The 24,675-nt window shown below is 62.0% G+C and carries 21 protein-coding genes and 2 pseudogenes; 12 read left to right on the top strand and 11 right to left on the bottom strand.

Annotated elements, in window-relative coordinates; genetic code table 11:
* Window positions 1-180 precede the first annotated feature (180 nt).
* Window positions 181-1,160 (top strand): annotated as a pseudogene (locus tag K3557_RS03970) (transposase zinc-binding domain-containing protein).
* Window positions 1,161-2,039: 879 nt separating this feature from the next.
* Here the strand turns inward: K3557_RS03970 and K3557_RS03975 are convergent.
* The gene (locus K3557_RS03975; protein ID WP_259997807.1) at window positions 2,040-2,321 is read right to left on the bottom strand and encodes a hypothetical protein; all 282 of its coding nucleotides are present in this window, start codon (window positions 2,319-2,321) and stop codon (window positions 2,040-2,042) included.
* A 90-nt stretch (window positions 2,322-2,411) separates the two neighbouring features.
* Here K3557_RS03975 and K3557_RS03980 point away from each other — a divergent pair, with 90 nt between their 5' ends.
* From K3557_RS03980 to K3557_RS03990, 3 genes are all read left to right on the top strand, one after another.
* A complete protein-coding gene (locus K3557_RS03980) occupies window positions 2,412-2,732 on the top strand; it encodes an IS110 family transposase (RefSeq protein ID WP_259992567.1) in 321 nt (106 codons plus the stop codon).
* Window positions 2,733-2,996: 264 nt separating this feature from the next.
* Window positions 2,997-4,616: a class I SAM-dependent methyltransferase gene (locus K3557_RS03985; protein ID WP_259997809.1), complete on the top strand. Its 1,620-nt coding sequence runs from the start codon at window positions 2,997-2,999 to the stop codon at window positions 4,614-4,616.
* 144 nt (window positions 4,617-4,760) lie between these two features.
* The gene (locus tag K3557_RS03990) at window positions 4,761-5,978 is read left to right on the top strand and encodes a PAS domain-containing protein (protein WP_259997810.1); all 1,218 of its coding nucleotides are present in this window, start codon (window positions 4,761-4,763) and stop codon (window positions 5,976-5,978) included.
* A gap of 13 nt (window positions 5,979-5,991) precedes the next feature.
* On the opposite strand, the gene K3557_RS03995 is transcribed toward K3557_RS03990, so the two are convergent.
* Entirely contained in the window at window positions 5,992-7,014 is a 1,023-nt protein-coding gene (locus K3557_RS03995) for a GlxA family transcriptional regulator (protein ID WP_259997812.1), read from the bottom strand.
* A 74-nt stretch (window positions 7,015-7,088) separates the two neighbouring features.
* Window positions 7,089-8,519 carry a Na+/H+ antiporter NhaC gene (nhaC, locus tag K3557_RS04000; RefSeq protein ID WP_259999543.1) on the bottom strand — a complete coding sequence of 477 codons (1,431 nt, stop codon included), beginning with the start codon at window positions 8,517-8,519 and terminating at the stop codon, window positions 7,089-7,091.
* 374 nt (window positions 8,520-8,893) lie between these two features.
* Between nhaC and K3557_RS04005 the strand changes: the two genes are divergently transcribed.
* Complete coding sequence (locus K3557_RS04005; protein WP_259997814.1) at window positions 8,894-9,244, top strand: H-type lectin domain-containing protein; 351 nt, start codon at window positions 8,894-8,896, stop codon at window positions 9,242-9,244.
* A 9-nt stretch (window positions 9,245-9,253) separates the two neighbouring features.
* On the opposite strand, the gene K3557_RS04010 is transcribed toward K3557_RS04005, so the two are convergent.
* Window positions 9,254-9,655: a helix-turn-helix domain-containing protein gene (locus K3557_RS04010; protein ID WP_259997816.1), complete on the bottom strand. Its 402-nt coding sequence runs from the start codon at window positions 9,653-9,655 to the stop codon at window positions 9,254-9,256.
* A 69-nt stretch (window positions 9,656-9,724) separates the two neighbouring features.
* Between K3557_RS04010 and K3557_RS04015 the strand changes: the two genes are divergently transcribed.
* Entirely contained in the window at window positions 9,725-10,921 is a 1,197-nt protein-coding gene (locus tag K3557_RS04015) for an MFS transporter (RefSeq protein ID WP_259997818.1), read from the top strand.
* A gap of 55 nt (window positions 10,922-10,976) precedes the next feature.
* Here K3557_RS04015 and K3557_RS04020 read toward each other — a convergent pair whose 3' ends face one another.
* Window positions 10,977-11,999 (bottom strand): ribose-phosphate pyrophosphokinase, encoded by a 1,023-nt coding sequence (locus tag K3557_RS04020; RefSeq protein WP_259997820.1) that lies wholly within the window; start codon window positions 11,997-11,999, stop codon window positions 10,977-10,979.
* Between the two features lie 107 nt (window positions 12,000-12,106).
* Here K3557_RS04020 and K3557_RS04025 point away from each other — a divergent pair, with 107 nt between their 5' ends.
* The gene (locus K3557_RS04025) at window positions 12,107-12,709 is read left to right on the top strand and encodes a 2-hydroxychromene-2-carboxylate isomerase (protein ID WP_259997822.1); all 603 of its coding nucleotides are present in this window, start codon (window positions 12,107-12,109) and stop codon (window positions 12,707-12,709) included.
* Window positions 12,706-13,521 (top strand): alpha/beta fold hydrolase, encoded by an 816-nt coding sequence (locus tag K3557_RS04030; RefSeq protein WP_259997824.1) that lies wholly within the window; start codon window positions 12,706-12,708, stop codon window positions 13,519-13,521. Before K3557_RS04025 ends, K3557_RS04030 begins: the two co-directional genes overlap by 4 nt.
* 135 nt (window positions 13,522-13,656) lie before the next feature.
* On the opposite strand, the gene K3557_RS04035 is transcribed toward K3557_RS04030, so the two are convergent.
* On the bottom strand, window positions 13,657-14,112 hold the full coding sequence (locus K3557_RS04035; RefSeq protein ID WP_259997826.1) for a hypothetical protein: 456 nt from the start codon (window positions 14,110-14,112) through the stop codon (window positions 13,657-13,659).
* Window positions 14,113-14,175: 63 nt separating this feature from the next.
* Between K3557_RS04035 and K3557_RS04040 the strand changes: the two genes are divergently transcribed.
* Window positions 14,176-15,045, top strand: coding sequence for a LysR family transcriptional regulator (locus K3557_RS04040; RefSeq protein ID WP_259997828.1), 870 nt, complete (start codon window positions 14,176-14,178; stop codon window positions 15,043-15,045).
* 31 nt (window positions 15,046-15,076) lie between these two features.
* Window positions 15,077-16,492, top strand: a pseudogene (locus K3557_RS04045) (transposase); the annotation flags it as partial.
* Window positions 16,493-16,601: 109 nt separating this feature from the next.
* Here K3557_RS04045 and K3557_RS04050 read toward each other — a convergent pair.
* The 5 genes from K3557_RS04050 to K3557_RS04070 form a co-directional block, all read right to left on the bottom strand.
* Window positions 16,602-17,636 (bottom strand): low specificity L-threonine aldolase, encoded by a 1,035-nt coding sequence (locus K3557_RS04050; protein ID WP_259997830.1) that lies wholly within the window; start codon window positions 17,634-17,636, stop codon window positions 16,602-16,604.
* Between the two features lie 72 nt (window positions 17,637-17,708).
* On the bottom strand, window positions 17,709-18,191 hold the full coding sequence (locus K3557_RS04055; protein ID WP_259997832.1) for a YcgN family cysteine cluster protein: 483 nt from the start codon (window positions 18,189-18,191) through the stop codon (window positions 17,709-17,711).
* On the bottom strand, window positions 18,188-19,120 hold the full coding sequence (locus tag K3557_RS04060) for a bifunctional riboflavin kinase/FAD synthetase (protein WP_259997834.1): 933 nt from the start codon (window positions 19,118-19,120) through the stop codon (window positions 18,188-18,190). Before K3557_RS04060 ends, K3557_RS04055 begins: the two co-directional genes overlap by 4 nt.
* A gap of 411 nt (window positions 19,121-19,531) precedes the next feature.
* Window positions 19,532-19,975, bottom strand: a complete 444-nt coding sequence (locus K3557_RS04065) for a MaoC family dehydratase (protein ID WP_259990862.1) — start codon at window positions 19,973-19,975, stop codon at window positions 19,532-19,534.
* A gap of 237 nt (window positions 19,976-20,212) precedes the next feature.
* Entirely contained in the window at window positions 20,213-21,088 is an 876-nt protein-coding gene (locus K3557_RS04070; RefSeq protein WP_259997835.1) for a TIGR01459 family HAD-type hydrolase, read from the bottom strand.
* A gap of 155 nt (window positions 21,089-21,243) precedes the next feature.
* Between K3557_RS04070 and K3557_RS04075 the strand changes: the two genes are divergently transcribed.
* Entirely contained in the window at window positions 21,244-22,059 is an 816-nt protein-coding gene (locus tag K3557_RS04075; protein WP_259997836.1) for a M48 family metalloprotease, read from the top strand.
* A gap of 219 nt (window positions 22,060-22,278) precedes the next feature.
* Window positions 22,279-24,192, top strand: a complete 1,914-nt coding sequence (locus K3557_RS04080) for a methyl-accepting chemotaxis protein (protein ID WP_259997837.1) — start codon at window positions 22,279-22,281, stop codon at window positions 24,190-24,192.
* Window positions 24,193-24,675 lie beyond the last annotated feature (483 nt).

The following is a 24,675-nucleotide window of genomic DNA, read 5'->3' on the forward strand; positions in this document are numbered from 1 at the left end:
ATCCAATGACCGGCAGCCGGTTGCGATGCAATCGGCGAGAGGGGAGGTGTTGCTTGAGCACGCCAAATTAGAAACGACGACGGTCTGCACGAAGGTGGCAACCAAGACGATCCAGGACGTGACCAGCCCGCTTGAACTGCTGGTGAGCCGGGAGGCCGGGGCCGGACAAACCCGGCTCCGATGTCCCTCCCCGGACTGGAGGTCGCGGATATCTTCCGCGCGCATGGGCCTGCCTATCGCAGGGACCATACCGGGCATTTTAACCTGCCGCAGTTCAAAGTGATGTCCGCGATTGAGAACTGTCGAACGGCCACGCTCGGCGGGCATGTCGCGGCTTGCGGCAAATGCGGCCACGTGCACATCGCCTACAATTCTTGCCGCAACCGGCATTGCCCGAAGTGCCAGGGTGCCGTGGCTCGGGACTGGATGCAGGCGCGGATGGAATATCTTTTGCTAGTGGAGTACTTCCATGTGGTCTTCACCCTTCCAGCCCAGATCGCCGGCATTGCTTATCAAAACAAGTCAGCGGTTTATGGCCAGCTGGTTATGTTGTCAGCACAGATGCTGCTGACCATTGCCGCCGACCCCCGGCGGATGGGCGCGCGGATCGGCATGACATCGGTCTTGCACACATGGGGGGCTGCGGTGACCCATCGCCCGCATGTCCATGTCATCGTGCCGGGCAGTGGGTTATCGTCGGCCGGCAATTGCTGGGTCGATTGCCACCAAGGTTCTTCCTGCCCGTGAAAGTCCTATCCCGGCTGTTCCGGCGATTGTTCCTCGAAGGGCTGGGCAAACTGCACAAGGCAGGCAAACTGCGCTTCTTCGGAAATCTGGTGAAGATGAAGCGCTTGCCCGCGGCTGAGTTCATTCGCCGGGTCCTGATCCATGTCCTGCCCTCCGGCTTCCACCGTATCCGCCACGCGGGCTTCCTCACAAATGGCATCCGGCGCGACAGGATCGCACAGATCAGACAGTTGCTGAGTGCCGGGCCAGAGCCCGATCAAACGCCGGATGAGGAAACCAGCGCCGAATGCGGCGATCCGCACGTGCAACAGCCTTGCCTCAAATGCGGAGGTGCGATGGTCATCGTTGAGGCCATCCTGCGCGGCCAAACCCCGAAGTCCCGTGCTCCACCATGGGAGGATGCCACATGTTAAAACGCGAAAAACCGACCCTGTCTTGTGCAGACGCCGGGCCATTCAGTGCGGCCTTTTCAGACAATCCTGCGCCACATCAGGTCTATAACAGTATGATCGAAAGCCAGTCAGCCATGCCGTGCCAGGAAAACCAGCATGTTTGCACTGCCTGTCGTCACACAGTCATTCGGATTGCCCATCACGCGATGCAGCCCTGAACTGCAATCCCCATAGTGCCCAGACCAGCCCGCGCTTTCCTCCTTGTCGGATTTGTCGCCGCTGCATCTCACGATGACCGCAGCCACTAACATTAGACGGAGCCGCCGTTTCATCCTCCGGCAGACACATTCGTCCTTCAGGAACCGCCGTAACCGCTCAACCGTCCGGTTGCCGATCCAACGGCCCCGGCGCATCCACTGCCCGGCAGGCGATTGCAAAGCAATCTGCCGAAAGGGGGATACAGCTGATACCGGCGCACCAGACCTGGCTGGGGCGGCTGATGGCCAGCACCTTCAAAAGCTACGGCCAGATCTTGTGCTGCGGGTGCTTCCTGCTGGTCTTCGGCGTCTTACAGACCGGAGCAAGGCGCATGAGCCGCATCAGGCGGCGCGCAGGGTGACGGCCGCATTATTGGCCCTGCCGCTGCAAATAGCGGGCCATCTGGCGGGAGCCGTACCACGGCGTCTCAAGAAATGGCCTGTCCCTCCCGGCGGATTTGCGGCAGCAAACCGCCTGCCGGGCAGCGGATGATTGCCATGAACCGCAGGTTCCCGGCGCTCTCGCCCTTTGGCGTGTGATACAGGTTCGAACAGGCCGGCGACAGTATCTGGCACTGACACTGACGGCGAACGCTGATCTTCGGATGGTCATTTTCAATGCACATCCGCCTGCGATCCTTGCTTAACGATCCCGGGCGCGTTTCAAAAAACCGCGTTCAGCCACAGGCTGGCCGGTCTTGGAATGCAGCTTGCCGATCTCAGCCCCGTTGGATTTGGCCGCAGCGCCGGTCCTCTTGGAAAAGGCCCAGGCCATGTTCTTGACCGCCGCCCGTTTCCAGCCGCTGGCCATGTTCGGATGCGCGCCGGACGTCTTCGATAACTCTGCCAGTATCCTCTCCTCGCGGATCGCCTCAAGCGCAACTTTGGCTTTGAGTTCGGGAGAAGGGTTCTTGCGTTTCGTCATTTTGGATCGTCACTTTCATCATGCGATCCATATTGGCAACTGGTCTGAATTCCCGCGACCACCTCTGACGGTGCCGGGCCGATTGCAGCTCTGACCTTCAAGGCCGCTGTCGGTGACTCCACGCGGTTCAAAAGGTCGCGGACTGCTGGCGCGCCTTTTGGCCTGACGCCGAGACGGTATCGGTCATGTGAGCACGGCAATCCCGGCCGAAAATCAAAAGCAGGCGATCGGGGATGTTCGCGCAACATTATACGCAACCGCCAACGCTTTGCTCAGGCGAACAATGGCAGGGTCGCAGATCAAATCGCGGGGCATGCGGGTGATGCGCGTAAAAGGGCGTCGTCGCGCTGTTGCCGCTGTCGCGCGCAAACTCGCCGTCTTGCTGCACCGCATGTGGACAGACAGCACTGAATTCCGTCAGGAACCAGTGGAGGGCACTGCATGATCTAAACGCCCGATACTTGACCCAAACACCCACTTAGAGAAATCGCCTTTACCCAAGCCGCAGCCAACACTATGGGCCTCAACACTGGCCGCGCCGCCGGGGTATTATTTCAGCAGAGCAGGCATTCACCTTCCCGTGAATTACCCCCGATCTGCGCCCTATTAACCCTATTCTCATTAAATTTTCCGAAATTGCCCTGCATGACATGTTCCTAACCAGCAGGATTCCCCGTGACCGATTGGACCTCCGGCTATGTGGCCGGCATCGACTATACCCATGATTTCCACAGCCAGCTGACGCCCGCCCTGCTGGGTTTCGGCGTGATGAGCCAGGGCCACCGGCACAGCTTGCAGGGCGACGGCAGCACCTATTGCGAACTCGGTTGCGGCCAGGGGTTTTCCGCCAATCTGCTGGCGGCGGCCAACCCGCATGTTGAATTCCACGCGATGGACTTCAGCCCGTCGCATATTGCCGGCGCCAGGGAACTGACGCAGGAAGCGGCTCTGGACAACATGCATTTCCACGAACGCTCCTTTGAGGATTTCGACACCGCGCCGGGCCTGCCCGAGGTGTTTGACATCATCGCCCTGCACGGTGTCTTCAGCTGGGTTTCCGCGGAAAACCGCCAGCATATCATCCGGTTTATTTCGCAGCGGCTGCGGCCGGGCGGCCTGGTCTATGTCAGCTATAACGCCCAGCCCGGCTGGGCTGCAGCGATGCCTCTGCGCCGCCTTCTTGCGGGCCGGGCAGAGCAGGGCAGCGGGCCGCTGACAGACCGGATTGGCGATGCGATGGCCTTTGCGCACCAGCTGGGCGCAGCGGGTGCGGCGTACTTCGGCAAGAACCCGGCTGCAGCCAAGCGTCTGGATCATATGAAATCAATGCCGGCCAATTACCTGGCGCATGAGTATTTCAACAAGGATTGGACCCCGTTTTATTTCGAGGATCTGGCGGGCGAACTGGCCGGGGCCAAGCTGGATTTTGCAGGCTCCGTGCATCCGCTGGACAATCTGGACTGCATCCGCTTCACGCCGGAACAGCAGGCCCTGCTGAAAAGCGAGGGGGACCCCGGCTGCCGCGAAGGCCTTCGCGATGTTCTGCTGAACGAGCATTTCCGCACCGATATTTTTGTGAAGGGCAAGCTGTCCCATACCCCGCGCGGCGAAATCGGCGCCTGGTTTGCGACCCCTTTTGCTTTGACCCGTCCCTATAGCGGCGGGACCTTGAAATTCCACCACCGGGGCAGGGAGGTGCCTTTGGAGCAGGAGCAGTACGCGCCTGTGCTGAAGGCGCTGGCCGAGGGGCCAGCAACAGTGCGCAGCCTGCTGGATCACGGGGTGTTCGGCGCCATGGACTGGGGCAGCATCGCCCGGATGCTGACGATACTTGCCGGCACCGGCTGCGTCACCCCCTGTCTGCCGCAGGAAGGGCTGGCACAGCGGGCGGCTGCTTGCCGTGCCTTCAATCTGGCGGTTTGCAAACGGGCCGAGGACAGCGATACACTGCGCTTCCTAGCCTCGCCTGTCACCGGCGGCGGAGTTGAGGCGGACCGGTTCGAACAGCTGTTCCTGCTGGCCCGCAGCGAAGGCCAAGAGACACCCGCCGGCTGGGCCGAGCTAGCCTGGCGCATCCTGGCGCCGCAGGGACAGCGGCTGCAGCACGAGGGCCGGGTGCTGGAAACCGAGGAGGAGAACCTCGCCCTGCTGGGGGCCAGGGCCGGCAATTTCGCGGCCCGCCGCCTGCCGCTGTTTGAAAGCCTGGGCCTGACGCTGGAGGACACCAGGACGGGCACCGGGCAGGACACTGGAAAGGACCAGACAGGGGCCTTGGCACAGGGCACTGCGGCGTGATCCCGCCGCTTTCGGGGGGGCGGGCGGCCGGGCCGGGCCGGCAGCTTGGAAAACCGCTCTCTTGTGTCGCCCCATTAGCAATTTGAAAAGCTGTGCCGCTTAAACAGAAAGCGGCCCCTTACCCTCACTGACAGGAACTCACACGTGTCCTTTGAAGACCGCACGCTGACCGCTCCAACCAGGGGCAGAGAAGCTCCCTTTGCCCTGGACGAAGTGTTTTTTTCCCGCACCGACTCCCGCGGTGTGATTCAGGCCGGCAATGCTGTGTTCAGCCGTGTCGCCAAATACGCGATGGAAGATCTGCTGGGGGCACCGCACAAGGTGATCCGCCACCCGGACATGCCACGCGCGGTGTTCCAGCTGCTGTGGGACACGATCAAGGGCGGCGGCACCGTTGGCGCCTATGTCAAGAACCGGGCCAGCGATGGCAGCTATTACTGGGTTTTTGCAGTCGTCACCCCCTGCGAGGGCGGTTATCTTTCGGCGCGGATCAAACCGACCAGCCCGCTGCGCAAGACGGTCGAGCGGGAATACGCCCTTCTGCGCCAGGCCGAACGCGACGAAGGGCTAGACCCCGAAGCCAGCGCGGCGTTGCTGCTGGCCCGCCTGCAAGGGCTTGGCTTTGCCACCTACAACGATTTTGCCGGCCACGCCCTGGCAGAAGAGCTCATGGCACGCGATGCAGGCTTGAAACGCCCCGCGGACGCCCGTCTGGCGGAACGCCGGGCAATGCATTCCGCAGCCGGGGATCTGGTGCAGGAGACCGAGGCGCTGGTGCAGGAATTCGAATCCATGCGCACCATCCCGCATAACCTGCGCGTCATCGCCTCGCGGATCGAACCGGCCGGCGGGCCGGTCACCGTTCTGTCCGAAAACTACAACTCCATGTCGCGCGATATGTCCAATTGGTTCGAGGCCCATGTCTGGGGTAAGAACAGCAATTTCCGCGCCATCAAGGGCACCGTGACAGCTGCCATTTTTGTCGAAGGGCTGGCGCGCATCCTCACCGAATGCGGTCATCAGCTCAATCAGGAAGACGGCGCTGCGGCCATTGATATCAATCGCGAACAGGCGATCCTGACGCAGTTGACCGAGGATCAGTTCACCAAGGCCAGGGCCAGCCTGCAGGACGTCCGGTTCGAGGCCGACCGCATTCTCAAGGCCTGCCTGACCCTGCACCGCCACTTCATGGCGCTGACCACAACCCGGGTGCTGTGCAAGATCGAATGCGCCCGGCTGGGGAGTGCCGGGGAATCGCTGAATTCGATCATTGATGAGCTGGGCCAGTTCCAGGACCGGATTTCCGTCCGTCTGGAAAAGATCACGGAACTCAGCAAAGCACTTGCATCCGAGGGGAAGTAACCCGTGTTCCGGCCTATTCCCTTGCCGCCGTTTCCGTCCAGCTTTTGCGAAAGGACGCAGGCGACTGGCCGTAACGTTTCTTGAAACGGATCGACAGCTGCGTGGCACTGCTGAAACCGGTGGCGGCGGAAATCTCTGCCACCGTCATATTGGTCTCGTTCAGCAGGGCCAGCGCCCGGCCCACCCGCAGTTCAATGTAAAACTGCACCGGCGAGGTGCCGACATAGCGCTGGAACAGCCGTTCCAGCTGGCGCCGCGAGATCTGCGCCCGGTCCGCCAGCACGCCGATTTCCACCGGCTCCTCGATGGTGTCATGCATGAACTGCATGGCGTTGATCAGATGCTGATTGCGGCTGCTCAGCGCAACGGAATAGGCTGATTTCTGCAGCGCTTCGCGGTTGTTGGAGCGGAAGTGGATGCACATGTCGGATACAATCACCGCCAGGTCCTTGCCATGGTCGGTCTCGATCATCTCCAGCATCATGTCAGTGGCCGCATTGCCGCCGCCGCAGGTCATCAGACCTTTGTCGATCTCATACAGGTTTGCCGAGGGTTCCAGTCCCGGAAAATACTCCGAGAACGACGGCTGGTTCTCCCAATGCAGAGTAAAGCGCTGGTCTTGCAGGATGCCGGCCTGCGCCAGCGCAAAAGCTCCGGTGCAGATGCCGCCGAACCGGCCGCCATGGGCGTTCTGCCGCCGGATCCAGGCGAGGGTGCGGGGATTGGCACTGTCCGAGGGTTCAATGCCGGAACAGACAAAGGCATAACTGCCGCGGGGCAGGTCTTCCAGCGGAAGATCGGTGTTGATGCCGATGCCGTTGGAACAGCCCACCGGTGCGCCGTCCTCGCTCATCAGGAACCAGCGGTACAGCTCCTTGCCGGTGACCTGATTGGCAACCCGCAAGGGTTCCACCGCCGCGCTGAAGGCCAGCATGGTCAGCTTCGGCAGAAGCACAAAATAGATGTCTTTAGGCGGCCCGTCGTAATCAACCCGGAAACTGGCCGCACCCTTCGGGACAAAGCTGCGGAGATTCATGATCTTACCCTAACAGATGGGATGGTTACTGCAAAATGCGCGCCGCAGGCCGTTGCCCGCGGCGCGCTGTTTTCTCAGGCGGTCAGCTTGGCCACCGGCTCGCCGCTGTCTTCCCAGGCGGCGATTTCTTCCTCGCTGGCCTTAGGCGAGAACAGCCCGGTCATCGCATAGAAGATACCGATCAGCGGCGACAGCCAGCAGGCAAAGGCCAGCGGGATGTACAGCAGGTTCTCGAAATTGCCATCCGATATCCCCAGCGCCAGCGCCGAGATCACAAAAGCACCGCCTGCGTTCCAGGGGATCAGCGGTGACACCAGCGTGCCGCCTTCCTCAATCGCGCGCGACAGGTTCAGGGGCGAATATTTCATGCCGCGATAGACAGGCGCATACATCCGGCCGGGCAGGGCGATGGACAGATAGGGATCGCCGGCCACGGTATTGGTCGCAATCGAGGTCAGGATTGCAGAGGTCTGGATGCCGGCAAACGACTTCACCCGCGCAATGATCACCTCGATGATGGCCTGCAGGCAGCCGGTCCGCTCCAGCGCGCCGCCAAAACCCAGCGCCAGCAGCACCAGTGAAATGGTCCACATCATCGACTGGATGCCGCCGCGGTTCAGCAGCGGGTCGATTTCCGGCACGCCGGTTTCAATCGCATAACCGCTGTTGGCAAAGGTAAAGGTCTCATGCAGGCCTGCGCCCTGGCACGCTATCGCCATGATGCCGCCGACGACAGCACCGGCAAACAGCGACGGGATCGGTGGCTGTTTCTTTACCGCCAGCGCGATGACCAGCAGCGTCGGCAGCAGCATCAGCGGCGAGATCCAGAATGCGCCATCCAGTGCCGCGGTGATCGCGTCAATCCGCTCAAACGACACTTGCGAGGTATCGATCAGGGTGAAGCCCACAACCAGATAGATCACCAGCGCAATCAGCATCGACGGCACGGTGGTCGGCAGCATGTTGCGGATGTGGTCGAACAGGTTGGTCCCGGTGACGGCAGGGGCCAGGTTGGTGGTGTCCGACAAAGGTGAGATCTTGTCACCGAAGAACGCACCGGACACCACGGCGCCCGCGGTCCAGTACATCGGAATGCCAAAGCCCGCGCCAATGCCCATCAGCGCCAGGCCAACGGTGCCAACAGTGCCCCAGGAGGTGCCCAGCGACACCGACACGATGGAACACAGCACCATGCCCGCAGCCAGGAACAGCTCGGGCGACAGGATTTTCAGCCCGTAATAGATCAGCGTCGGCACGGTGCCGCTGGCAATCCAGATACCGACGATCATGCCGACAGTGATCAGGATCGACACCGACGGCAGTGAGATGTTGATGACGTGGAACACGCCCTCTTCGATGTTGTCCCACTTGTGGCCCAGCTTCAGCCCCACCAGCGAAGTGATGGCGATGCCGATGGCCAGCGGGATATGCGGGGTGAAGTCCCCGAAATAGAACAGCTGGACGCCTAGAACACCCAGCGTCAGCACGATGGGCAACAGCGCCATCGCCAGGCCGGGCTTTAGGATATGCGGATCATTTGGTGACACGGGTATCTCCTCCCTAGGGTCAAATCGCCTGTCAAAGGCGGATGCGGATACACACCAGAAATCGGCCCCGGGGACTCGTCGCCGCCGCGCCGGAATGCACAGCGTTTGCGACAATCGGGGAAATATCCCCGTTCGGGGAAAGGTAGGGCCTTCGGGGGATTTCTCCCCGCTCGTGAAGGCCGGACAAGCCTGCCAGGCCTTCAGAAATGGCAGCTTGCCAAGCCAGTGCCGCCTTGCCTAAAGGCAACAGCCGCCGGGTCTTTATGGCTGGTTTCTGGATAATCCTGCTGTATGGCTTAATCTCAACACTGACTAACCGCTTGGGAACCGGAATGAAAAGACTGCGCAACCCCCGTACAGGGGTAGATCAGGGGGATGCCGAGGTCTTTTCGGATTTCGAGGACAACGGCGAGATGTGGACCGGCTCCGGCCCGCGCGAGCGGCGCCGGGCCGTAAGTTTCAGCGCGGCATTTGCCAGCCCGCCATCGGTGCAAGTGTCGGTGTCGCTTTGGGATATGGACACTTCCGCCGCGATCCGGGCCGAGCTGGTGGCGGAAAACATCACCTGCGAAGGGTTCGAGATCGTCTTTCGCACCTGGGCCGACAGCCGCGCCGCCCGGTTGCGCGCGGGCTGGCTGGCCATTGGTGATCTGCCCCATGCCGACGACTGGGATGTTGATTAAGCCGTGGCGCTAGACTGGGACAGTCAGGCTTCCGGCCCGCAGCAGTTTTTGAAATTTGGGACACTCCAGATGGCTGGGCGCCGGGCAGTCCGCCACATGCCGCAGCGCGTCCTTCAGCGTGGTCAGCTCACGGATCTGCGCCTCCAGCGCGTCGGCGCGGGCGTGCAATTGGCTGCGCGGCAGATCCGGCTGGCCGTCCTTGCCGAACATGCCGGCAATCTCCTGCAGCGAAAACCCCGCCGCCTTGCCCAGCGTGATCAGCGATAGCTGCAACAAAACCTCCCGCCCGAACTGCCGCCGCAGCCCCTTGCGCCCGGCTGAGGTGATCAGCCCGATTTCCTCGTAGTACCGCAGGGCCGAGGCGGCGACGCCCGAGCGTTCGGCAACGTCGCCGATATCCAGAAGTTTCATTCTTGACCTTAAGCTGACTTGAATTGGCAGGTTGCCAGTCCGGAACAGTTTGAACAAGGAAATTCCCGGATGAACACGGAAAAAACACCCCTTTGGCAAGAGCCTAAGGCCATCGCGCTGTTGATGGCCGCCAGTCTCACAGTGATGGCCAATGCCACCATCAGCCCGGCGCTGGCGGGGTTGGAACAGGAATTTGCAGGCGTGCCCGATGCGGGCTTTCTGGTACGCCTGCTGGTCACCGCGCCGTCGCTGGGGGTGATGCTGACCGCGCCGCTGGCGGGCTGGCTGACAGACCGCGCCGGGCGGCGGGGCGTGCTGCTGGCGGGGATCTGGCTGTTCATGCTCTGCGGCACGGCCGGTTTTTACCTGCCGGATTTGCAGCTGATGCTTGTCAGCCGCTTTGGCCTGGGGATCGCTGTGGCGCTGATCATGACCGCGCAAACCGCGCTGATCGGCGACTATTTCACCGGCGCGCGGCGCCAGGCATTGACCGGGCTGCAGATCTCGGCCCGAAACTTCGGCGGGCTGGTCTTCATCGGCTTTGCCGGGCTGGCCGCCACCCTGTCACCGCGGCTGCCGTTTCTGATCTACGGGCTGGCTGTCCTGTGCCTGTACGCCGCCTGGCGCCATGCGCCCGAACCGGCCCGGCCCCAGGCGGGGCAAGCCCAAGCTGAGGGGGCAGGGCACCCGGCCTGGCTGGTGCTGGTAATCGCAGTTTCGGCCTTGCAGATGCTGACCAACGGGCTGTTCTTCATGATGCCCACCCAGCTGCCGTTCTTCTTTGCGTCCCAGGGCCTCAACAGCGCGCTGATGACGGGGGCCGGGCTGGGGCTGCTGTCGCTTTGCGGCGGGATCACTGCGCTGCTGTATGCCCGTTTCAAAGGCGCGTTGCCGCATGCCGCCATCTTTGCCCTGGGTTATGGCGCGCTGGCGCTTGGCTTTGCGGTTCTGGCGCTGGAGGGCAGCGCGGCGCTGTCCTTGGCGGGCGCCATGGCGGTTGGCATTGGCTATGCCACGGTCTCGCCTGGCTTCGTCGCTATCACGCTGGCACTGGCCCCGTCCGGGCGGCGCGGAACAGCAGGCGCGATCCTGACAGCATCAGTGTTCTGCGGCCAGTTCCTGTCGCCCTTTGCCAGCACGCCTGCCATCAGCCAATGGGGCTATGGCGCAACGTTCGGCGCCGCAGCAGCAGGTCTGGCGCTGATGGCTTGCATGGCGCTGCTGACGGCCCTGCTCACAGTGCGCCGCCGCCGTGCCGCCCTGTAAAAGGCAAAAGCCCCGCCGTGTGGCGGGGCTTTTCAACTTGCGGAAAACAGCGGGTTCAGCTGCCGCTTGAGGTCAGGCTCTCGTAGATCGGCACCAGGGTCTTGTCCTCGAACAGCGACGACACTGATGTGCCGTGCCAGATGTTCAGAATGGCTTGCGTGAACAGCGGCGCAGTCGGCAGGATGCGGATATTGGGTGCGGCGGCGACGGCCTCGGTCGGCTGGATCGAGTCGGTCAGTACCAGCGACTTCATCACCGAATTGGTCACCCGCTCCACCGCCGGGCCGCTCATCACACCGTGGGTGATATAGGCGTGGACTTCCCTGGCGCCGTTGTCCAGCAGCACCTGGGCTGCCTTGCACAGGGTGCCCGCGGTGTCGCACATGTCGTCGATGATCAGGCAGATCTTGTCTTTGACATCGCCGATCACGGTCATCTCGGCCACTTCACCGGCCTTCTCGCGGCGCTTGTCGACGATCGACAGCGGTGCATTGATCCGCTTGGCCAGCTCCCGCGCACGGGCCACACCGCCCACGTCCGGAGACACCACCATCAGCTCGTCCATGTTGTCCTTGAACTGGTTCTTCACATCCAGCGCAAAGATCGGCGAGGCATAAAGGTTGTCCACCGGGATATCAAAGAAGCCCTGAATCTGCGCGGCGTGCAGGTCCATGGTCAGAACCCGCTCAATGCCGGCACCGGTCAGCATATTGGCCACCAGCTTGGCCGAGATCGGCGTGCGCGCCTTGGTGCGGCGGTCCTGGCGGGCATAGCCGAAATAGGGGATCACTGCAGTAATCCGCTGTGCCGATGACCGGCGCAGCGCATCAGATATGATCAACAGTTCCATCAGGTTGTCATTGGCCGGGTTCGAGGTCGGCTGAATGATGAACATGTCCTCGCCGCGGACGTTCTCATAGACTTCGACGAAAATCTCGCCGTCATTGAACCGCTCGACGCGGGCGTCCACCAGCCCCTGGTCAACACCGCGGTGCATGCTCATCCGGCGGGTGATGGCTTGGGCAAGAGGGAGGTTGGCGTTCCCAGCGATAAGCTTGGGTTCGTTCAAAGTCGGCATTGGCTGATATCCCCAGGCAGCAATGGCAATGTGTCAGATTCGTGATATTGAACCCCGCTTAGCATGCACTTACCCTCGCGCAAAGTTCTAAGCGGGAGATACAGCCTATGGCAGCGTTCGATTTCTACTTCTCAACTTTATCGCCCTTTACCTACCTGGCCGGCACAAAGCCGTGGGAGATTGCCGCCCGTCACGGGGCCGAAGTGATTTGCAAGCCTTTGGACATCCTGGCGCTGTTTGGCCGCACCGGCGGCACCCCTCCGGGCGAACGCCATCCCGCACGCCAGGAATACCGCCTGGTTGAGCTGGAGCGGCAGGCGGCCAGGCTGGGTATGCCCGTCAATCTGAAACCGGCGTTTTGGCCGGCCAATGCCGCGCCGTCCTCATACGCCATTATCGCTGCGCAAACCGCAGGCGGCGGCGATCTGGGGCAGCTGGTGCATTCGATCCTGCGCGCCTGCTGGGCCGAGGAGAAGAACATCGCCGAGGATGCGGTGATCCGCGCCTGTCTCGACGGCGCCGGCTTCGACCCCGCGTTGGCGGACAGCGGTCTTCTGGCCGGCGCGGAGACCTATGCGCAGAACCTCGAGGACGCAGTCAATGCCGGTGTGTTCGGCGCGCCGTTCTGGCTGACCGCAGATGGGGCAAAGTTCTGGGGGCAGGACCGGCTGGATGACCTGGACGCGCATCTGGCGGGGCAGGCTGCGTGACAGGCGACCAGACCGGCTGGCCCGAGGGGATCTTTTCGCGCAGCTTCGGCCAGGGCCCGCGCAATGTGCTGGCGGTGCATTGCTCGCTGGCCCATTCCGGCGCCTGGCGCCGTCTGGCCGGGGAGATGGCCGAGGGCATCTCCCTGACCGCTTTCGATATGCTCAGCCATGGGCGCAGCCCGGATTGGGACGGCACCGGCAATTATCAGCTGCTGAACGTTGACGCAGGCCTTGCCTTGCTGACCGAACCCGTGGATCTGATCGGGCACTCCTTCGGCGCCACTGTGGCCCTGCGCATGGCAATGGCTCGGCCGCATCTGGTGCGCAGCCTGACGCTGATCGAACCGGTGCTGTTTGCCGTGGCCAAATCCGACGCCCCGGCGGCATTCGCCACCCTCGAAGCCGCCAGCCGGCCAATCGATGCGGCCTGGGCAGCCGGGGATCTCGCACTGATGGCGCGGCTGTTCAACCGGATGTGGGGGCCGGGAGAGCCAAAGTGGACCGACCTGCCCGAACAGGCCCGTGCTGCTATGATACGCGCAATTCCTGTGGTGCCGGCCTGCCACCCGACGCTTTTTGACGACGAAAACGGCACCCTTGCCCCCGGCGCTCTGGATCCTGTTGCCATGCCTGTGCTGCTGCTTCACGGCAGTGAAAGCCCGGGCGTGATCGGGGAAATTGTCCGAGGGTTCAACCGCCGGCTGGCCAATGCCCGTGCCGGATCCGTGCCAGGCGCGGGCCATATGCTGCCAGTGACACACCCGCAGCAAACGGCGCAGCTGCTGCGGCAGTTCTGGCAGGCCTGCAACTGACAGGCCCCAGACCCGCGGCTGGCCCGCCCCTGACCCGCCCGTGACCAGCCATTGGCCCGCTCTTGACCTGCGGCTGGCCTTGTGCGGTCCAGTTGCGTTTCGCTTGCACCGCAGGTCTGATGCGCCGCCGGGAGGTCAGATTTCCGTCACTGTTGTCACCACCTCGCGGAAGAAATCCATCTTCCCGTCTTCCTGATGGGTGGTGATAAAAGTGACGCTCTCTGCCATTGCTGCACTCCGGGCATAGAAGAACCGCTGCTCGAACCGGGTCAGAAACCAGCCATTGCCAAGGTCCTGCGTGTCCGCCGCAAGGATCTGCGTGCCCTGCGGAAACACTTCCTGGCCCAGCCGGGTCAGCACCTGGGCAAAACCTTCGATATCCGTGGCGCTCTGCCAGGCGATATCGGCGTCATCCTTGTAGTGATCAATGCGGAAATCGATATCCGCAGCAATCAGCCCCATGATCGCCGGATCCCCGGCTTCGAAATGTTTCAGAACCTGCGCGATGACGGGGTCCGTGGTCCCGGCCCCTTGCGTAATGCCCGCGTCCTTCATGGTGTTGTCCTTCTGTGCTTCTGTTTTCGCAGACATCTAGCCACGCAGAAGTACCAAAGTTAATTGCTTTGATGCCTATTAATGGCATAGTCTTTGGCTATGATGGACCTTGCCCCGCTCCGCTATTTTCAATCCGCCTATGACACCGGCACCTTCAGCGCCTCGGCCCGGATGAACGGGGTCAGCCAGCCGTCGGTCTCGGCGGCGGTCTCAAAACTTGAAGAACACTATGGCGGCGCCCTGTTCCTGCGCCGCCGTGACGGGCTTGCGCCAACTGCGCTGGGGCACGAGCTGTACCGCCAGTCGGGCGCCGTGCTGGCGCAGCTCAGTCTGCTGGAGCAGCGGATGACCGGACGGGCACCGCAGGCGGTGCGGGTGCATTGCCAGCCGGATATTCTGGTGGCGTCCTTTCAGGCCGCATTGTCCGGCCTGCGCCGGGACAATGCGGCGCTGACGTTCCAGTTCACCAACAGCCGCGAGGATGCGGATATTCTGTTCTGCTCCGATGGCTGCGTGCCGCGGGGCTGCACGTTCCAGGCCTTGTGGCAGGAAACCTATGGCGCCGCATTGCCCCGCGATCACCCCCTGGCCGCGCAGGCGGCGCTGACCCTGGCCGATCTGGCGGGCGAGCCGCTGATCGCAAGGCCCTATTGCCCCGGAGCGGATCAGTTGCTGTTGCAGGAGCAGGCGCTACCCGCCATCGTCGCCGAAGCCGCGCATGACGCCCAGCTGCTGGATCTGGTGGCCGCCGGATTGGGCGTGGCGCTGGTGCCCATGGGCCATGCCCGCGCGCAACAGGGGATCACGGTGCGGCCGCTCAGCACGGACACCCCCGTGCAGCGCCAGGTCGGGGTGGCCCACCGCAAAACCCAGTTTGCGGCCGCCATCGCCAAAAGCCTATGCGCCTTCTGGCAGCACCCGGCTGATTTCGTTGAAAAACTCCTCTTTGATCGGATGCCCATTCGCTGATTCAATTTCCCAATTGGTCGGGGGGTGAGCGATGATGGAACCGAAGCAGGAAGCGCAGGCGGCGCTGTTCAACGAGTTCTCTTTGGAAGATCATATCCCGCAAGACCATCTTCTGCGCTCGATTGACCGGTTCGTCGACCTGGATGACATCAGGCAGTATTTGGCAGGCGCTTACAGTCATACGGGCCGCCCCTCCATTGATCCTGAGCTGCTGATCCACTGCCCGGCAGGGCATTGCACAGCAATGTCCCAAGAGGGAGGATGCTGTTGGTTGGCTATTGCTTCGGTATCAGATCAGAGCGCCGTTTGTGCGATGAATGCATCTGAACCTCGTATACCGCTGGTTTTGCCGCCTTGATTTGTCCGATCCGGTGCCAAACCATTCATCCTTTTCCAAGAACCGGCATGGGCGTTTCCGTGAGAGCAACTGTTGCGGCATCTGTTCGAGAAGTCTGTCGTACGGTGCATTACGGATGGCTTGGTGAGCGGCCAGCGCCTTGCGGCAGATGCCAGTCTGATCGAGGCTGATGCGACCAAACAGAACTCCACACCGAAGGAAGATTGGGATCACAGTGCCATCGATCCAAGCGATGCACCGCGCGCCGTGAAGGAGTATCTGGATGTCTTGGATGACGCGGCATTCGGTGCTGCGTCCACCGTGGAACCTAAGTTTACGTCCCATTCGGATCCATCCAGTCTGTGGATAGCGGCTCGTAAAGGACCAGCGTTCTTTAGCCATTCCACCAATTACCTAATTGATACCGATCGCAGCGTGATCGTCGATGCGGAGGGCACATGATCGATCCGACAAGCAGAAGCTGTGCGCACAATGTTGGACCGGATCAAGGAACAGCATGATATTGACCCAGAATAGCTTATTGCAGACAGCGCTTATGGATCAGGGCCAATGCTGGGATGGCTCGTAGATCGTGACATCAACCCCCACTTACCAGTGCTGGACAAAGCAGGCCGAACTGACGGCACATGGAGCCGCACCGAATTCGAATGGGACCCAGAGAACAACCAATACATCTGCCCTGAAGGTGAGCCGCTCAAACAGTTCCGCCACAACTGTTCTGATCCCAATCGCAGCCCCAGCGGCAAGGGTGCCGCCAAGTGCCAAGCTTTGAAACACACCTGCCAAGCCTGCCCGTCAAAGATGAATTGCTGCCTGAACGTAGATGCGCGCAAGATCACCCGCGAAGAACATGAAGACGCCCGTCAGGTCGCCCGCGACATCGCCAAGACCAAACAATATGCGATCTCGATGCGTCTGCGGAAGAAGGTTGAGATGCTCTTCGCCCATCTCAAACGCATCCTCGCGTTGGGTTGGCTGCGATTACGTGGTCCGTGCGGAGCAAACGACGAATTCCCTCTCGCCGCAACCGCTCAAAAGCTCCGCAATCTAGCAAAGATCTTTCCTGCACCGCAGCAAATGCGCAAAGCCCGACACGAAAGGCACCCGCGCCGCTTTCAGGGCGTCACTTTCTGCGCTCGCAGCACGCTGTTTTTCCACAGAACCAGCCCCATAACGAAGCCTGCTGCACTCCAGCTCTTTACAGCAGGTTGAGGAAGGCGCTGATCTGCTCTTCGGTTACGGACCAGTCGCAGACAAACCGGGCGGTGACCAGCTCTTGCTCCGGCCCGTGCAACGGCCCGTCCCACAGATGATAGACTGCGCCCGCTGCAAACAGCCGCTGATGGGTGCTGCGGGGCAGGGCGGCAAAGATCATATTGGCCTGGGCTGGATGGGTGAACCGGGCGCCCGCGGCCTGCAGCCCTTTGGCCAGCATCGCGCAATTTGAGTTGGCTGTGCGGGCGTTGTCCAGCCACAGGTCATTGGTCAGATAGGCCAGCATCTGCGCCGACAGATAGCGGTGCTTGGAAAACAGATGCGCGCCGCGCTTGCGGCGGTACTCGAACTCCTGCGCGTGGCCGGGATCAAAGAAAATCACCGCTTCCACTCCCAGGCAGCCGTTCTTGGTGCCGCCAAAGGACAGTGCCGACACGCCGGCCTTCCAGGTCATCTCAGCCGGGGTGCAGCCTAGCGGGATCAGCGCATTGGTGAACCGGGCGCCGTCCATATGAACCGGGAGCGCGAATTCGCGGGCCACCGCTCCCAGTGCTTCAATTTCCGGAACTGAATAGACCGTGCCGAATTCAGTGACCTGCGACAGCGACACCGGTCCCCGCTGCGGCCCGTGGACACCGCGGACTTCCTCGCCTTCAATCGCGGCACGTAAAGTTTCCGGTGTCATCTTGTCCGCATCCGTCACCGGCGTCAGCTTGGCGCCGCCGGTATAGAATTCCGGTCCGTTGCACTCATCCTGCAGGATATGCGCCGGGCGGGTGCAGAACACCGTCTGCCAGGGCTGCGTCAGGGTCGACAGCGCCAGCACATTGGCTGCCGTGCCGGTGGCAACCAGATGCACCGATGCCTCCGGCGCCTCGAAAATCGCGCGGATCTTTGCCGTCACTTCGGCCATTTCCGCATCCGCGCCATAGCCCATGGCATAGCCCTGGTTGGCCTTGGCCAGGGCATCCAGGATCTGCTGCGGCACCGGGCCGGAATTGTCAGAGGCAAAGTGCATAAGCGGGATCCTTCTTTCTGCGGAGCGGGCATTGCAATTCCTGCCCGGCCTGCGCGGCCCTCCAGGCTGCCGTCAGCCCAGCGGCTCTTCGATGATGTGGTCTTCCCACTCGTCTTCGGAAATCTCAAATTCGGACACTGTCCAGCCGCGCACCGACACGCCGGCCTCATGCACGCTGTCGGGCGTGCCGGTCAGCAGCGGGTGCCATTCCGGCAGCGGCTTGCCCTGCCACAGCAGCCGGTAGGCGCAGGTTTCCGGCATCCAATAGGCGTGGGTATCCAGGTTCTCCGGCTTCAGCACGATGCATTCGGGCACAAACTGATGGCGGATCGGATATTGGGCGCAGCGGCAGCTGTCATCATCCAGCAAGCGGCAGGCGACACGGGTCAGGGCGACCTCGCCGCTCTCCTCGTCCTCCAGCTTGTTCAGGCAGCATTTGCCGCAGCCGTCGCACAGCGCTTCCCATTCCTTTTGGTTCAGCTTGGCCAGCGGTTTCTTCTCCCAGAAACGCTTGCCCAGACCCGAACGGTCAATCACGTCTTTCTCAGGTTTCATAGCGCCACCAGGATTTCGCGGGACGTGGTGCAATCCGCGTCCATCTGTTCAATCAGCGCCTCCAGCCCGTCAAACTTCAGCTCGGGCCGCAAAAAGGCCACCAGCGCAACCGACAGCGTCGCGCCATAAAGATCGCCCGAGAAATCAAACAGGAAGGTTTCGATGTTGGGCACCACACCGTCAAACATCGGCCTGACCCCGATCGAGGCGGCACCCAGATAGCTGCCCGCATGCGGCCCGTCCAGCACATCCACCAGCACCGCATAGACACCAAACCGCGGCTGGTGCAGCCCCTCAATCGACATGTTCGCGGTCGGAAAACCCAGTTCCCGCCCGCGCTGCTCGCCGCCGATCACCACGCCCTCAATGCGGTGCCAGTGGCCCAGCATCTCCTTGGCATCCGCCGGCCGGCCCTCGCTTAGCGCGTTGCGGATCGCGGTCGAAGACACCGCGTGTTCAGAATACTCCATTAAAGGCGCAATAGTAACGCCAAAGCCGTGCACCGCGCCGAACCGCTGCAGGTCATCCGCATTGCCCGCACGACCCTTGCCAAAGCAGAAATCGGCGCCCACCACCACATGTGCCAGCCCCAGTCCGCCGGCAATCACGTCACGGGCAAACTCTTCCGGTGTCAGGCTGGACAGCGCGGTGTTGAAGTTCAGCTCATACAGCCGCGTAACCCCCAGCTTCTCCAGCCGGTGGGCGCGGGTCTCGGCCCGCATCAGCCGGAAGGGCGGCGCCTCGGGCGCAAAATACTCGCGCGGGTGCGGCTCAAACGTCATCACCCCCAAGGGCGCCCCGGGGGCTGCCCTGCGGGCCAGTTCGATCACCGACTGATGGCCCAGATGCACGCCGTCGAAATTGCCGATGGCGACAGTGGCGCCCCGGTCCTGGTCTTCGACGAATTCATAATCTCTGACGATACGCATGGCGCATCCGTAGCGCCATGCGCCGGGCGGTTCAAGCGGCCAGTGGCGGCGGAGGGAACCGGCTGGCCGGGCGCCTGCCCGTGGGGGGGCGCAACAACAGGCCGGTGCCTGCCGTTTTATCCGGGCAAAGCATTTTCCCAGTTGCGGGGGACTGTGCCAGATCCAAAGCGCCGGCCCGCCAGGACGGGCAGGCGCTTGCCCTGCTGCGCGCAAGGGCCAATCGGCTGCCAATGCGCTTCTTTCTGGTCTGAAATACCCTGGGGGTGAGGGGCGTCCCGGAAATAATCCGGAGGATCATTTCAGACCCGAACGGGCGAAGCCCGGCCCGGCAGGCGCCGAAGGGGCAATGCCCCTTCTACCGCGGACCCGTCTGAGCCCGCGGCGCCAGCTTGCCTGCCGCAGCTTGCGGTGTCAGTCGAATTTGCGCGACGGCGCCATCACCATGGCCTCGCCGACCAGCACCTTCTTGCCGTCGACGATGCAGCGGCACTCCAGCTTGACCCGGCGCTTGTCGATCACGATGTCGGTCACCTCGACCTCGGCCAGCACCATGTCGCCGGGGCGCACCGGGGCCAGGAATTTCAGCGACTGGCTCATGTAGATGGTGCCATGGCCGGGCAGCTGCTCGCCGATCACTGCCGAAATCAGCCCCGCGGTCAGCATCCCATGGGCAATGCGGCCCTCGAAAATGGTGTCCTGGGCGTATTCGTCATCCAGATGCACCGGATTGCGGTCGGTCGAGACCTCGGCGAACTTCTCGATGTCCTCATCGGTGATGACCTTGCGCAGGTAACGCACCATCCCCATTTCGATGTCTTCAATGCAAATGGTTCCGCGCGGCAGGTTATCCAACATCTCATCCTCCGTTCGCCTGGTCCTGATCTTCTTGCCCGATCATCTATCCTGATCGCGTTGCTTGACCGTCTGGCGTTGTAACTTTTGCGCGCCGGATTGGCCGCTTGCGCAACTTTATTACTTTGCAACTGCAGAAAATCAAGACATTTCTCACATAACAAAACCCCGCCGGTTCGGGCGGGGTTTGTTCAAAACACAGGGTGCTCCGTGCCGGGCAAGGGGCTGACGAAGGCAGGTTTACCGCAAAAAACCAATGGCATAGCTGGGTGCGGACTGCTCCTGCGCCAGATAGGCCTCAAGCGCGTCCGGGTCCGGCTGGACCGATGTCTTTGTCTCTCTGGCCGCAAGCCCGCCGGTGATGAACAGGGAATCGATGCTTTCGCCCATGGCGCCGGCAATATCCGTATGCGGCCCGTCGCCGATCGCCAGAATCTCGGAATCGGCAAAATCATGCCCCAGTTCGGTCAGGCGCCGCCGTGCCAGATCATAAATCGGCGGATGCGGCTTGCCGAAATACAGGCTCTCGCCGCCCATCTCAGTATAAAGCCGCGCCAGCGCCCCGGCGCACCATTCGCGCGTCTCGCCGCGGTCGACCACGACATCCGGGTTGGCGCAGAGCAGCTTCATGCCCATCTGCTTGGCGTAAAGGAAATCCGCCCGGTTCACCTCCGGATCCGCCATAGTGTCAAACGGGCCGCAGCAGACAATGCCCTCGGCCTCGCGCAGCGGCACCCTTGTGATCTCCACCGGTTCATGGATCACATGCAGCGGCTCGAAAAACCCCGCATCCCGCTCCCATTCGCCCATGAAATAGACCGATGTGCCGACAGCACCCGTGAACATCGCCGCCCGGGCGCTGTCACCGCTGGTCGAGATGGTGTCATAGGCATCATCCGGCACGTTGAACTGCCCCAGCTGCGCCGCCACGCCTGCGCGCGGTTTCGGTGAATTGGTCACCAGCACCACGATGCCGCCCTGCTTCCGGTAGGCTTGCAGCGCCGCAACGGCCTCGGGGAATGCGGTGATCCCGTTATGCACACAGCCCCAAAGATCGACAAACAGCGCTTTGTAGCGGCTGGAGACTTCGGACAGGGAGGAGATGATCTGGGTCATGGCCGGGCCTTCGCGCGTGTGAATGTATGCGCCACAGCTATGGCAGAGGCCGCAGGAAATGGCCAGCGGCGCAACGGCTGGAAACAACCCGTCGTCAGCAGTTGACGGTGCAGCGGTTTTCTCAATGATACCTTTCTCAATTGAACGGAGATTACATGAAACCGATTTTTCGAACCCTGGCGGCATTGGCTTTTGCAGCCGGATTGGGCGCTTGCGGCACCACTTTTCAGTTGCCTGAACCGGGCCAGGCGCAATCCCAGGCGGCAACCCGGATGTTCGCTGACGCCCGCAGCCAAGGCCCGCGTAAAACCCTGTCAGCCGCCGCCGCAGAACGCCGGTTCAAGCGGGTCGCGGCCCGGATCAGCCCGGTGGGCCGGAAATACTGCGAAACCCTGACCGCCGAGCGCAGCAACTTCGATTGCAACGTCAATATCGGCATTGACCGCAAGATGGAGCAGCGCAACGCCTATTTCACTTATCGCGAAGACAAGCCGGTCATCCGCATCTCGATGCCGATGCTGCGGGATTCCGCCAGCGATGACGAGGTGGCCTTTATACTCAGCCATGAATACGGCCACTTGCTGGGCCGCCATATCGAGAAACAAAAGCAGCAGGCGCTGGCCGGGGCGCTGATTCTGGGGGTGATAACAGCTGCCGCCACGGCGGACTCCGGCTATTATGATCCTTCGCTGGTGAGCACCAGCATGGATGTCGGCGCAGCGGCCGGCTCCACTGCATATTCCCAGACCTATGAATTGGAGAGCGATACTCTGGGCACAAGAATTGCCCATGCATCCGGCTATGACCCGGTTGAGGGCGCCAGATTCTTTGCCCGGCCAGAAGCCGCGCGCACCGAAGCGGGCAGGCTGTCCTTCTGGGGCACGCATCCGCCTGATGCCAAGCGTCTGGCAACGGTTCTGGCCACGATGGAGCAGATCGACGCCAAAGTCGAACTTCAAAAAGTGCAGTAAATCCCGTAACCTAAGGTCATTTTGAGCGCCTGCCGCCAGGGGCGGCCTGCGGGGTGGTTCCTTTTCGTTCCGCCCCGCACCGGCGCCGCCGCATCTGCTGCGCAAGGGTCCCGGATCCATTTTGGTGCCACCCGTTGGGCTCGCGCTGCTGAGTGTCCAAGGCTTTTTTAACGACTCTCTCATAGGGTGAATGGAAAGCAACTCAATGGTGTGTTAGCGATGTTCCGTAATCTTCCGATAAAAACACGGCTGGTCATTTCCGGTGTGGTTTCCACTGTTTCAGTCCTGGTGCTTGCGGCGATGTCCGTCTACAGCCTGTGGCAAAGCGAGCTTGAACTGGAACGGCAAATCAATGCCACGGCGGTCATCCGCCATGAGCTGATGGCCGACAAGATGCACGATGCGATTGAGGCCGGCGCGGTCCACGCCCTGCTGGTCGGACCGGACGGGCCCGCCGCCAAAAAGGAGCATTTGCAGGCCAAGCTTGCCCGCGACATCCAGAGCCTCCGGGATGCAGTCGCGGCCTTGCAAAAGGTCGAAATGTCCGATGCAATCCGCCAGAAAGTGGCAGAGCTTGCTCCGGCGGCAGAGACTTTCATCCAGGCGGCTCAAGCTGTTGAAGGGCTGGCCTATACGGATCAAGCCGCCGCTGAGGCCGCGCTGCCGCCGCTGCAAGAGCAGTATGAGGCTCTCAACCGGCTGCTGGCGCCGCTGGGTAAAGAGATAAAAGCGTTTGCTGAGCAGACTGCGCAGCAGGCGCGGGCACATGACATGCAGCTGCTGTATATGCTGATCGGGTTCTCAGTGGCGGCACTGCTGGTGATTGCTCGCAACGCGCGGCAAGTCACCCTGACGATTGTGCGCCCGATTGCCCGGCTGCGCGGGGCTCTGCGGGAAGTGGCCGAGGGCGATCTGGGGCTTAAGGTTGCTGACCGGATGCGCGCCGATGACTTCGGCGAAATTGCCAAGGACATCGATGCGGTGTCGGGCCGGGTTATTTCCGCGCTGGACGAGCAGAACGCCCTGCGTGAGGAAAGCGAAAAGGTCATCGACCGGTTGCGCAGCGGTCTTAAACGGTTGTCCGAGGGCGATCTCAGCGACCGGATTTCTGAACAGTTCAGCGCTGATTACGATCCGCTGCGGGTGAACTTTAATGAAACCGTCGACAAGCTGAATGAGCTGATGGCCGACGTGGTCCGGGCTGGCGCGCGCATTCAGCGGCAGTCCAATGAAATCCAGACCGCCTCTGAGGATCTGTCGGGCCGCACTGAAAGCCAGGCTGCCACACTGGAAGAAACCGCAGCAGCGCTGGAAGAAATGACCGCGAGTGTCAATTCATCGGCGCGCAACGCGCAGGAGGTGCAATCCGCGGTGGAAACCGCGCGTGCGGATGTCGAACACAGCGGCCGTGTGGTCGAAGGTGCAATTGCCGCTATGAACGAGATTGAAAACTCGTCCATCCAGATCTCGCAGATCATCGGCGTGATTGACGACATTGCCTTCCAGACCAACCTGCTGGCGCTGAACGCCGGGGTTGAGGCCGCGCGGGCAGGCGAGGTCGGGCGCGGCTTTGCGGTGGTTGCCTCCGAAGTGCGGGCGCTGGCGCAGCGGTCCTCGGACGCGGCCAATGAAATCAAGACGCTGATCGGCGCCAGCACGGCGCATGTGAAGGACGGGGTGCAAAAGGTGGACGGCGCGGGCAAGGCGCTGACGACCGTCGTCAGCCAGGTGACCAATATTGCCGATCTGGTGTCTGGTATCTCCAGCGAGTCCGCCGAACAGGCGCAGGGGCTGAACGAGATCAACATCGGCGTTTCCCAGCTGGATTCGGTGACGCAGCAGAATGCCTCCATGGTTGAGGAATCCGGATCCGCGATCCGCGCCATGAACAATGAGACCGTGGGGCTGAATCAGGTGGTCGGCCAGTTTGTCCTGCGCGACGGCCCGCCGGCGGCGCAACCGGCTCGCCCGGCGGATCAGCCTGCTGCCGTGGAACGGGCGCCAGCGGATCCGCCGCAGCCGGTATGGGAAGCCAAGGACACCGGCATTGACGGTGCGCGCTGGGAAGACTTTAACGACGGCAGCGAGGCTTGGCCCCCGGCCGGGGACGCGTCTCAGGCGCAATCTGCCTGAACCCGGTCCAGGCTCCGCCGCGGCCGCTGCCTTTGGGCCGCCGGCGCCATGTATTGAGTGCCCGCCCGCCAGGGCCGGAGTTACAGCGGGACCGAAGTTGCGCAAAGGTTGGGCCGCTGTTTAAGGACAGGCCGCTGTTTCCGGCAGGTGCGCAGGTAAAGGAGTGAGTGGTGGCAGCGCCGTTTCGACGGGGCACCGCAGCCGGAGAGGGTCCTGCCGCAATGAAAAAAGGCGCCCTGCGGGCCAGCCCCTGACGGAAAATGTTGATCCCGCTATTTCGATGGCGGGATCATTTTTCATTCTATTCCTTGAACCAATTTCCTGGGCCTGCACAATAGAAGGTTGTGATGAATCGGTTTGATGCAGTTCTTGAAGATTGGCCGGCAAATGGGGAAGTCCCTACATGCGAAGGGTTCTTCCCTTATCTGTGTTTTCAGCTATGGGGGCTTTCGGAGAAAGGTCATGCCAGAGCTCAGGGAGCTG

The organism is Leisingera sp. M523 (assembly GCF_025141335.1).
Taxonomy (GTDB): Bacteria; Pseudomonadota; Alphaproteobacteria; order Rhodobacterales; family Rhodobacteraceae; genus Leisingera.

Excerpts from the sequence above, each read along its gene's own strand:
- K3557_RS04060 (WP_259997834.1), bottom strand. The coding sequence starts at position 19,120 with ATGCGTATCGTCAGAGATTATGAATTCGTCGAAGACCAGGACCGGGGC.
- K3557_RS04065 (WP_259990862.1), bottom strand. The coding sequence starts at position 19,975 with ATGTTGGATAACCTGCCGCGCGGAACCATTTGCATTGAAGACATCGAA.
- K3557_RS04025 (WP_259997822.1), top strand. The coding sequence starts at position 12,107 with ATGGCAGCGTTCGATTTCTACTTCTCAACTTTATCGCCCTTTACCTAC.
- K3557_RS04015 (WP_259997818.1), top strand. The coding sequence starts at position 9,725 with ATGAACACGGAAAAAACACCCCTTTGGCAAGAGCCTAAGGCCATCGCG.
- K3557_RS04075 (WP_259997836.1), top strand. The coding sequence starts at position 21,244 with ATGAAACCGATTTTTCGAACCCTGGCGGCATTGGCTTTTGCAGCCGGA.
- K3557_RS04055 (WP_259997832.1), bottom strand. The coding sequence starts at position 18,191 with ATGAAACCTGAGAAAGACGTGATTGACCGTTCGGGTCTGGGCAAGCGT.
- K3557_RS04080 (WP_259997837.1), top strand. The coding sequence starts at position 22,279 with ATGTTCCGTAATCTTCCGATAAAAACACGGCTGGTCATTTCCGGTGTG.
- K3557_RS04050 (WP_259997830.1), bottom strand. The coding sequence starts at position 17,636 with ATGCACTTTGCCTCTGACAATTCCGGCCCGGTGCCGCAGCAGATCCTG.
- K3557_RS04070 (WP_259997835.1), bottom strand. The coding sequence starts at position 21,088 with ATGACCCAGATCATCTCCTCCCTGTCCGAAGTCTCCAGCCGCTACAAA.
- K3557_RS04005 (WP_259997814.1), top strand. The coding sequence starts at position 8,894 with ATGAAAAGACTGCGCAACCCCCGTACAGGGGTAGATCAGGGGGATGCC.
- K3557_RS04040 (WP_259997828.1), top strand. The coding sequence starts at position 14,176 with ATGATGGACCTTGCCCCGCTCCGCTATTTTCAATCCGCCTATGACACC.
- K3557_RS03995 (WP_259997812.1), bottom strand. The coding sequence starts at position 7,014 with ATGAATCTCCGCAGCTTTGTCCCGAAGGGTGCGGCCAGTTTCCGGGTT.
- K3557_RS04010 (WP_259997816.1), bottom strand. The coding sequence starts at position 9,655 with ATGAAACTTCTGGATATCGGCGACGTTGCCGAACGCTCGGGCGTCGCC.
- K3557_RS03975 (WP_259997807.1), bottom strand. The coding sequence starts at position 2,321 with ATGACGAAACGCAAGAACCCTTCTCCCGAACTCAAAGCCAAAGTTGCG.
- K3557_RS04020 (WP_259997820.1), bottom strand. The coding sequence starts at position 11,999 with ATGCCGACTTTGAACGAACCCAAGCTTATCGCTGGGAACGCCAACCTC.
- nhaC (WP_259999543.1), bottom strand. The coding sequence starts at position 8,519 with ATGGCGCTGTTGCCCATCGTGCTGACGCTGGGTGTTCTAGGCGTCCAG.
- K3557_RS04035 (WP_259997826.1), bottom strand. The coding sequence starts at position 14,112 with ATGTCTGCGAAAACAGAAGCACAGAAGGACAACACCATGAAGGACGCG.